This window comes from endosymbiont of Lamellibrachia barhami (assembly GCF_011947365.2).
Classification (GTDB): Bacteria; Pseudomonadota; Gammaproteobacteria; order Chromatiales; family Chromatiaceae; genus QGON01.
Genome location: NZ_JAAVSH020000001.1, coordinates 2,746,625 through 2,755,646, shown reverse-complemented (window position 1 = coordinate 2,755,646; position 9,022 = coordinate 2,746,625). Strand labels below are relative to the sequence as shown.

The 9,022-nt window shown below is 53.4% G+C and carries 9 protein-coding genes; 8 read left to right on the top strand and 1 reads right to left on the bottom strand.

Going from position 1 to position 9,022, the window contains the following annotated elements:
• Nucleotides 1-451 precede the first annotated feature (451 nt).
• The 8 genes from G9Q73_RS12455 to G9Q73_RS12420 all read left to right on the top strand — a co-directional run bounded on the left by G9Q73_RS12455 (nucleotide 452) and on the right by G9Q73_RS12420 (nucleotide 8,570).
• Complete coding sequence (locus G9Q73_RS12455; RefSeq protein ID WP_177420071.1) at nucleotides 452-2,140, top strand: intermembrane phospholipid transport YdbH family protein; 1,689 nt, start codon at nucleotides 452-454, stop codon at nucleotides 2,138-2,140.
• Between the two features lie 33 nt (nucleotides 2,141-2,173).
• Nucleotides 2,174-2,779 (top strand): YdbL family probable chaperone protein, encoded by a 606-nt coding sequence (locus G9Q73_RS12450; RefSeq protein ID WP_177420070.1) that lies wholly within the window; start codon nucleotides 2,174-2,176, stop codon nucleotides 2,777-2,779.
• A 104-nt stretch (nucleotides 2,780-2,883) separates the two neighbouring features.
• A complete protein-coding gene (gene rlmD, locus G9Q73_RS12445; protein WP_177420069.1) occupies nucleotides 2,884-4,215 on the top strand; it encodes a 23S rRNA (uracil(1939)-C(5))-methyltransferase RlmD in 1,332 nt (443 codons plus the stop codon).
• Between the two features lie 3 nt (nucleotides 4,216-4,218).
• The gene (locus tag G9Q73_RS12440; RefSeq protein ID WP_177420068.1) at nucleotides 4,219-4,686 is read left to right on the top strand and encodes a CYTH domain-containing protein; all 468 of its coding nucleotides are present in this window, start codon (nucleotides 4,219-4,221) and stop codon (nucleotides 4,684-4,686) included.
• Nucleotides 4,687-4,845: 159 nt separating this feature from the next.
• Entirely contained in the window at nucleotides 4,846-6,366 is a 1,521-nt protein-coding gene (locus G9Q73_RS12435; RefSeq protein ID WP_177420067.1) for an ABC transporter substrate-binding protein, read from the top strand.
• Complete coding sequence (locus G9Q73_RS12430; RefSeq protein ID WP_369408889.1) at nucleotides 6,341-6,823, top strand: L,D-transpeptidase family protein; 483 nt, start codon at nucleotides 6,341-6,343, stop codon at nucleotides 6,821-6,823. The genes G9Q73_RS12435 and G9Q73_RS12430 overlap by 26 nt, the downstream gene beginning before the upstream one ends.
• Before the next feature lie 5 nt (nucleotides 6,824-6,828).
• Nucleotides 6,829-7,758 (top strand): nickel ABC transporter permease, encoded by a 930-nt coding sequence (gene nikB / locus G9Q73_RS12425; RefSeq protein WP_177420066.1) that lies wholly within the window; start codon nucleotides 6,829-6,831, stop codon nucleotides 7,756-7,758.
• Nucleotides 7,759-7,763: 5 nt separating this feature from the next.
• Nucleotides 7,764-8,570: an ABC transporter permease gene (locus G9Q73_RS12420; protein ID WP_304956662.1), complete on the top strand. Its 807-nt coding sequence runs from the start codon at nucleotides 7,764-7,766 to the stop codon at nucleotides 8,568-8,570.
• Here the strand turns inward: G9Q73_RS12420 and G9Q73_RS12415 are convergent.
• Nucleotides 8,548-8,994 (bottom strand): flagellar basal body-associated FliL family protein, encoded by a 447-nt coding sequence (locus G9Q73_RS12415; protein ID WP_246345243.1) that lies wholly within the window; start codon nucleotides 8,992-8,994, stop codon nucleotides 8,548-8,550. The genes G9Q73_RS12420 and G9Q73_RS12415 overlap by 23 nt on opposite strands.
• Between the last annotated feature and the right edge of the window lie 28 nt (nucleotides 8,995-9,022).

The following is a 9,022-nucleotide window of genomic DNA, read 5'->3' as shown; positions in this document are numbered from 1 at the left end:
TCAGTTACGTATTGCTAACCTGTATTAAGAGACCGTCTGTATTAAGATACAACCTATATTAAGAGAATCGCTCTGTATTAAGATATAACCATATTAAGAGACCGCCTGCATAAGATACAACCTTTACAGAGACCATCTGTATTAAGATACAACCTATATTAAGTATAGACCATCTGTATTAAGATACAAATTGGTATTAAGAGACCCGCCTGTGTTAAGATACAACCTGCATTAAGAGAGACCACCTGTATTAAGATACAACCTGCATTAAGAGACCGCTCAGTTAAGATACAACCTGTATTATAGACCGGCTCAGGCTGAAGATACAACCTGCATTAAGAGACCACCTGTATTAAGATACAACCTGTATTAAGAGACCACCTGTATTAAGATACAACCTGTATTAATCTTGACACGCTAAACCTGCAGGCTGACCTTCAAACAGATAGCAGTGGCAAGAGGCAAACTCGATCTGACGCTCTCTACCGGCAAGAATCGATGGAAAATCGACCTGCAAGGCAAAAAGATCGATATCCAGGCATTGATAAAATGGCTGCCCCTGGAAATCAGGCCCAAGGGAGAGTGGATCTATTCAGGCTACCTGGACCCGGAGTTCCATTTAACCGGGAACGCCGCACAGTTAAAACAGGTGAGGTGGCTGCTTAAACTGAATGACTTTTCCTTCAGTGACCCGGATGCCGCCTATCTGGCGGAAAAGGTGACCCTGAAATCCCAGGGTTCGGCAGAATTCAAACGTGCTGCGTGGCGCGGTGAGATGGATTTGGCGCTGCTCAATGGTGAAGTCTTGACCCCCTTTTTCTACCTGAATCCGTCATCATCTCCATTTTACGCCTCAACGGATTTTTCCGTCGACGATGGGTTCGGATCCTTGTCGCTGACACAGTCACGATGGTTGCTTGAGGGGATATTGGATGTGAGTTCCGATATTTCGTTAGACCTCCAGCACTCGCCTTCCATTCGTTCTCTGCATCTCGCGACAAAAACCTTCGATGTAGGAAAGGTCTATCAGGAGTATTTGCAACCTGTTTTTATCGGCACCTCTTGGGGAGATTTCGTACTGGATGGTGGGCTCGATCTATCACTGAAGGTGAAAGATGACAAAACCCTGTTTTCAGCTAATTTGCACAATATAGACTGGGACGATTCAGTAATCAGTGGCCAACCCCGGCGTATCGGCATCAAGGGTCTCAATGGCCAGCTCTATTGGACTCAGGGCTATCTACCCAAAGACTCCTGGTTGAGCTGGCGGGGAGGGCATCTGCTGGAAAATATTACCTTGGGGGCATCGCGGATCGACTTCCAATTGGACGAGCGGCAGTTTCGTTTGACTCGCCAGGCCAGGCTTCCTCTGTTGGATGGGGCGCTTCTGATTGACCGGCTGGATGCCGATGATACGAATGGAGAGGGACCACAGATAAAATTCGACGGCATGTTGACACCTGTCTCCATGAAAGTACTTAGTCAGGCGCTGGATTGGCCGGAATTATCGGGTACGCTCTCCGGCATGTTGCCGGGGCTGACCCTTCAGGATGGTGTAGTGCGTGTGGACGGCATACTGCTGGTCAGGATTTTTGATGGTGATATTCTCTTCAAGGACCTTCGACTGGAGTCGTTGTTCGGTGTCTATCCTCTGGTTCGAGCCAATGTGGAAATCAGCAAGCTGGATCTCGAAACACTGACACGGACTTTTTCATTCGGAAAGATCACAGGTCGGTTGGATGGATATATCCACGATCTGGAACTGGAGGATTGGCTGCCGGTTGCATTCGATGCCCATTTCCACACACCTGAGGATGATGATTCCCGCCACCGTATCAGCCAACAGGCGGTGGATAATATCTCCAACCTGGGAGGATCTGGCATGTCAGGAGCACTCGCCAGAACCTTCCTCGGTTTTTTTGATGAGTTTGGTTACCGTCGTCTGGGGATCGGTTGCCGACTGGAAGAGGGTATGTGTGAAATGAGCGGGGCAGGCAGCGCCAAACAGGGCTACTATCTGGTGGAAGGTGCAGGTATTCCACGCATCGATATAGTCGGCTTCAACAGAAAGGCTGATTGGAATCAGTTGGTAGAACAGTTAAGACAAATGAGTGTGGCTGGCGCACCGGAAGTGCGTTAGATGCATCTGAATGATATTGGTTGAGAAATTGAAATGAAAATAGCGAAATTGACATCCTCTTTCACCATGCTGTTGATGCTTACAGCCTGCGTGACCATCAACATCTATTTCCCCGCTGCAGAAGCCCGTGAGGCAGCGGAGAAGATTGTCGACGATATCCTTGGCGATGAGGTTCAGAATTCGATGCCGGGCAAAGAGGGTCAATCTTTGCAATGGAGCCCTTCAGCACAGCAGGTCTCCTTCAGTCTGCTGGATCTTCTGATACCGGCCGCACATGCGGCCGCCAAACCTGATTTCTCCGTCAACACCCCTGAGGTACGCCGCCTGCAGGCATCAATGAAACGGCGGAACAGTTCGCTCCATCCGTACTATCAAAAGGGAGTTATCGGATTCACTCATGATGCATTGGTGGGGATCCGGCAGCTTTCGGCGGTCTCTCTCAAGCAGCGGGCTCAACTGAAAAACCTGGTGAAGGCGGAAAACGGCGATCGAAATCGACTCTACAAAGAGATTGCCCGTGCCAATGGCCATCCGGACTGGGAGAAGGATGTGCGTTCGGTTTTTGGCCAAACCTGGATCAGAAAGGCCTCCAAAGGCTGGTGGTATAAGAATGCGGGTGGCAGTTGGGTAGAAAAATAATGTAGGGTGCGCCGTGCGCACCATTACTGACGCAACTCAGACAGGCGCTTCCCGGCTACAGAGGGTAGAATCCCTGCAAAATTTCAACTTGCAGGAAAATGAACATGGGGCGTCGTCGCCGTAAAAGACTACCGACAGAGCCGGTAGAAGCCGAGATCGAATCCCTCAGTCATGACGGCAAGGGAGTCACCCACATCGAGGGCAAGGCCACCTTCGTTTACGGTTCTCTGCCGGAAGAGAAGGTGCGCTTTCTCTATACCAACCAGCGTCGTAAATATGACGAGGGCCGGGTGGTTGAAGTGCTCACACCCTCGCCTGAGAGGGTGGAGGCGAAATGTGCGCAGTTTGGTATCTGTGGGGGGTGCAGCCTTCAGCACCAGGCACCCGAGGCACAGATTCACTCCAAACAGCAGGCATTGCTGGATGCGCTGAAACATATCGGCAAGGTTGAAGCTGCCGAAATCCTGCCACCGCTGGTGGGGAAGTCGCGTTGGGGCTATCGGCGTAAAGCCAGGCTGGGTGTAAGGTATGTGCCCAAGAAGGGCGGTGTGCTTGTGGGCTTCCGTGAGCGTGGCTCCTCTTTCGTTGCCGATATCGATACCTGTCACATCCTGCATCCAAAGGTGGGTGAGCTGCTGCCTGCATTGAGTGAGCTCATCGACGGACTCTCGATTCGCAGTCAGATACCGCAGATTGAGGTGGCGATGGGTGATGAGACCTGCGTGTTGATCTTCCGTTTGCTGGAACCGCTGACCGAAGCGGACAGGCAGAAGCTGGAGGCCTTTGGCCCAGCCCACGATGTGGTGATCTATCAACAGGAGGGGGGGCTGAATACCGTCAAGCCGCTCTTGGGGATTCCTGCCGAACTCAACTATCGGCTGCCCGACTATGAACTGAAGCTCAATTTTCTGCCCAACGACTTTACCCAGGTCAATACCGATATCAACCGCCAGATGGTTCGCCGTGCGGTAGATATGCTTGAACTCACCGGAGATGATCGTGTGCTCGATCTGTTTTGTGGATTGGGTAATTTTACCCTACCGCTGGCCCGCGGGGCGGGAGAGGTGGTAGGTGTGGAGGGTGACGCCGGGCTGGTGGCGCGGGCACGGGAAAATGCGCAATGTAATAAAATCGACAATACGCGCTTCTTCACCACCAACCTCTATGAGCCACTCGAGAATGAACCCTGGATGCTCGAGCGTTTCAGCAAGGCGCTGCTGGATCCGCCTCGCAGTGGAGCCCAGGAGATGCTGGCACATCTACCGAAACTGGGGGTAGAGCGTATCGTCTACGTCTCCTGCTATCCTGGAACTCTGGCCCGTGACGCCGGCATCCTGGTTCATGAACACGGTTACCGATTGCTGAGCGCAGGCGTGATGGACATGTTCCCTCATACCGCTCATGTTGAGTCGATCGCACTATTCGGGAAGAGTTGATAAATGCCTGTAGAAATTGAACGTAAATATTTGGTTATTAACAATAAATGGAAGATGCATGTTGAATCAGAAGCGACCCTGAAACAGGGTTATCTGGCGACACTGCCCAATGCCAGCATCCGGGTTCGCGTGGCGAAGGGAAGCGCGCATCTGAATATCAAAAGCGTCACCCTGGGCATCAGCCGTAGCGAGTATGAGTACGAGATCCCCCTGGAAGAGGGTGAAGAGATTCTGGCCAATCTAACCGCCGGCCCGATCATCGACAAAGTGCGTTACAAGGTGCGCTGTGGCGACCATATCTGGGATCTTGATCTCTTCCACGGGGACAATGAAGGACTGATTGTTGCCGAAGTGGAGCTGGATGCCGAGGATGAAACCTTCGAAATGCCGGAATGGGCTGGAGAGGAGGTGTCAGGCGACCCTAAATATTACAACGCCAGCCTGGTCAAGCGGCCATACTGCGACTGGTGATGTAACCTCTAACTACCCGATACGTAGGCCCGATCAAGCGTAGCGGATAGGGCGTTTTTCAGGTGACAGATCAGACGCGTTTGCCGGTTCCGCTACGCTTGAACCAGCCTACTTCAGGTCGGTGCTTCTGGTGGAACACTAAGTGGTCTTGGTCTCTTTATGATCTTATCCCGAATATTCGCACTCTCGCTGCTGATACTGACCGCCTGCAGCCAGCCACCAGACGCCCAGATCCTGCGCATGGGCCTTGCCAATGCACCGCTCAACCTCGACCCGCGTTTTGCAACGGATGCGGCATCAGAGCGGATCAACCGGCTGCTTTATCAACGATTGGTTGAATTCGATGATCAGAGCCTGCCGGTGGCGGGCATCGCCGATTGGGAGACCCTGTCGCCCACTCACTACCGTTTTCGCCTGCGCCAACCCACTTCCCGATTTTCCCACGGAAAGTTGCTGGAACCCGCCGACGTGGTGGCAACCTACCAGTTTGTGCTCGACCCGCAGAATGCATCACCTCACAGGAGTGCTCTGGAGTTGATCGAGGCTGTTGCACAGGTCGACCAACAAACCCTGGACTTTCATCTCAAACGGCCCGACCCACTCTTTCCCGCCTACCTGGTACTGGCAATACAGCCTGCCGATCTGCTGGCTTCCAGGCATCCGTTCCATGAACAGCCTGTCGGAAGCGGGCCGTTCCGTTTTGTTGATCGTTCCAAACCTGGACATCTACTGTTGGAGCGGCATCGTGATGGGCAGAAAGTTGAGTTTATCGAAGTGAAAAACCCCACGGTCAGAACATTGAAATTGTTACGGGGAGAGATCGATCTTTTGCAAAACGATCTCGCGCCCGAGTTGGTTGGTTATCTGCGTACCCGTAAAGAGGTGGAGGTGGCAAACCGGCCGGGCAGTAACTTCTCCTATATCGGTTTCAATATGGAGGATCCCGCCACCGGGAATCCTCTGGTACGCAGGGCTATCGCCCACGCCATTGATCGGGAAACGATTATCAGCCAGGTGCTGAATAACGCTGCGCACCCGGCGCTCGCGCTTTTTCCGTCGGAGCATTGGGCTGGCGCAAGAGACCTCAAATCGTATGACTACTCACCGCAACTGGCGCGTAGTCTATTGGCGGAAGCAGGCTATGATGCAGGACATCCACTGAAACTGGTCTACAAGACATCAAGTGATCCCTTTCGTATCCGGCTCGCCACAATCATTCAGAGTCAATTGAAGCAGGTCGGCATAGAGGTGGATCTGCGCAGTTACGACTGGGGGACCTTTTTTGGAGACATCAAGGCGGGGCGGTTCCAGATCTACAGTCTGGCTTGGGTGGGGATTCGCACACCGGATATCTTCCGCTATATTTTTGCCAGCGACTCTCTGCCGCCCCGGGGCGCCAATAGGGGGCGTTACTCCAGTCCTGAAGTGGATCGTTTGTTGAATGAGGTGGAACAGGCCAAAACCCTTGCCGGGCAGGCAAGCCTCTATCGGCAGTTGCAGGGGATATTGCAACAGGATCTGCCCTATATTCCCCTCTGGTATGAGGATCAACTCTTTGCCGCCCGCCGGACAGTGACGGGTTACCAACTGATGACGGATGGTAACTACGATGGGCTGGAGCAGGTAGTATTGACGCACAAACGGGAGATTTCAGGTGCCGAAACGAATGCTGCGTATTGACATCTCCCAGCAAAAAATAGCGCTGTTGGAAGATGGTAACCCCTTGCTCAGTTATCCTGTCGCAACCGGTAGAAACGGCGCAGGTGAACAGTCGGGATCAGGGTGTACGCCGAGAGGGCTACACAAAATCCGCCTCAAGATTGGCATCGGCTGTCCTGAAAACTGCGTCTTTGTCGGCCGGCGGACAAGCGGTGAGATCTACTCCCCGGCGCTTGCCGCAAAACACCCGGAACGGGACTGGATACTCACCCGCATCCTCTGGCTGACGGGGCTGGAATCGGGACGTAATCGTGGGGGGGACGTGGATACCCTGCGCCGCTATATCTATATCCACGGTTGTCCCGACAGTGAACCTGTCGGGGTACCCATCTCCCACGGCTGCATCCGCATGCGCAACGACGATCTGCTGAATCTGTTTGAACAGGTCGAAACCAACATGTTGGTGGAGATTCGGTAAGCCGGATGGCTGACTTTTTACTCTCACGTTTAGTCAGTGCCCTGGTCGTTATACTGGGAGTGGCGACCCTGGTGTTCCTGCTGATCCATCTGGTGCCAGGGGATCCCGTGGATGTCATGCTGGGCGAATCGGCCCGTGCCACTGACAGAGAGGCGCTGCGAATTGCGCTTGGTCTGAATCGGCCTGTCAGCGAACAACTGCTCATCTATTTTTCCAACCTTGCGCATCTGGATTTGGGGCGCTCCCTCTATTCCAATCTGCCTGTCAGCCAGATTCTGGCAGAACGCATTCCCGCTACCCTGGAGTTGGCAGGAGCTGCGCTGTTGTGTGCAATGCTGATCGCTATTCCCCTCGGTATCATGGCGGCAGTGAGGCGGGGGGAGGCCTGGGATTGGGGCGCCATGGGATTTTCCATGCTGGGTGTCTCCATTCCCAATTTCTGGCTGGGTCCCATGCTGATCCTGCTCTTCTCTCTCTGGCTTGGCTGGACACCAGTGAGTGGGCGCGACTCACTTGCCGGTCTGATCCTGCCCGCCATCACTCTGGGTTCTGCTTTTGCCGCGATTCTCGCCCGCATGATCAGGAGCAGCCTGCTTGAGGTGTTGGGTGAAGACTATGTACGCACAGCCCGTGCGAAGGGTTTGTCTGAACGGAACGTGGTCTTGCGTCATGCGATGCGCAACGCCTGGCTGCCGGTAATCACCCTGTTGGGGCTACAGATGGGTGGTCTGCTCGGTGGCGCCGTGGTGACTGAGATCGTCTTCGACTGGCCTGGTGTCGGCTCATTGATGATCGATTCGATCCAGAAAAGGGATTTCCCCGTGGTGCAGGGATGCGTGCTCTTTATCAGCCTGGTCTATGTACTGGTGAACACCCTGACCGATATCGTCTACGGACTTGTTGATCCCCGTATTCGTCTGGGTGGATCGCGGTAATGCTGATGCGCCTCTGGTTCCCCGTGATCGTGCTACTCACCTGGCTCATCATGGTGGTCCTGAATCCACTCTTGACCCAGTCGGCAAATCTTATCGACCTTGAACAAATCCTTGTACTGCCAAGCAGTGACAGTCTGCTCGGTTATGATGACCTGGGACGGCCAATCCTCGAACGATTGATCGCGGGTGCCAGGACATCTTTTCTCATCGCTTTCGGAGTGGTGGCGATCTCCGTTCTGCTGGGTACCACGCTTGGGTTGATCGCCGGCTACAAAGGTGGCTATTGGGATCTTTTTCTGGTGCGTGTGATCGATATCTTTCTTGCCTTTCCCGGTATCCTGCTGGCAATTGCCCTGGCTGGGGTGATGGGACCGGGGCTCGACAATCTGGTGATTGCGCTTTCTGCTGTCGGTTGGGTGGGTTATGCACGCCTGACACGGGCTCAGACGCTATCCCTCAAACATCGGGATCATGTGCAGGCTGCGGTGGCGCTGGGCAGCAGTTCCAGGGTAATCATGTTCAGACATCTTTTGCCGTTGATTGCCGCACCGCTGATCGTAGAGGCAACCTTCGGCATCGCGGGCATGGTCATTGCCGAGGCCGGTTTATCCTTTCTGGGATTGGGTATTCAGCCACCGGAAGCCTCATGGGGCAGTATGATCCGCGATGGCGCCGGTTATATGTTGATGGCGCCACATATGGTATTGGCGCCAGGTTTGGCAATCATGCTGGTTGTACTGACGCTGAACCTGCTGGGTGATCTTCTGCGTGATAAATTGGATATTCGTCTCACTGAACAAAAAAAGTTGTGAAATAGAGCGCCTTCAGACTGTCTTTTTCAGCAAGTTCCTTCATCAATGTGCTGACAGCATCCATTGCCTGCTTACGGAGCGCTTCCTTGCCATCCGGGGTCTTGATCGTTTTTCCATCCTGTTCCGAGAGCAACATAAGCAGTGTATGGCGGATAGCCGGCCCGTGCAGTGTCAGCTGTTCCAGAAAAGCATCATCTTTGGTCATTAACTGGATATCGCAGCGGGCGTACTTACCTCCGCTGGCAAGGTTAACCACAAGAGAGGGTTTGACTTCGTAGTAGCTGATTGTGGGGGGCGCCTCATCTTCAGCCCAAGCCAGACTGGCAAACAACAACAGTGACAACAGCAGAACACTGATCTGGCGCATGGTTGTTACCTTTTCCTCATCATTGACTGTCCAAATAACGGACGATTTAAACCGCATATTGTTTTCCCTTGATGATCTTTGCGGC

Excerpts from the sequence above, each read along its gene's own strand:
- G9Q73_RS12440 (WP_177420068.1), top strand. The coding sequence starts at position 4,219 with ATGCCTGTAGAAATTGAACGTAAATATTTGGTTATTAACAATAAATGG.
- nikB (WP_177420066.1), top strand. The coding sequence starts at position 6,829 with ATGGCTGACTTTTTACTCTCACGTTTAGTCAGTGCCCTGGTCGTTATA.
- G9Q73_RS12435 (WP_177420067.1), top strand. The coding sequence starts at position 4,846 with ATGATCTTATCCCGAATATTCGCACTCTCGCTGCTGATACTGACCGCC.
- G9Q73_RS12420 (WP_304956662.1), top strand. The coding sequence starts at position 7,764 with ATGCGCCTCTGGTTCCCCGTGATCGTGCTACTCACCTGGCTCATCATG.
- rlmD (WP_177420069.1), top strand. The coding sequence starts at position 2,884 with ATGGGGCGTCGTCGCCGTAAAAGACTACCGACAGAGCCGGTAGAAGCC.
- G9Q73_RS12450 (WP_177420070.1), top strand. The coding sequence starts at position 2,174 with ATGAAAATAGCGAAATTGACATCCTCTTTCACCATGCTGTTGATGCTT.
- G9Q73_RS12415 (WP_246345243.1), bottom strand. The coding sequence starts at position 8,994 with ATGCGGTTTAAATCGTCCGTTATTTGGACAGTCAATGATGAGGAAAAG.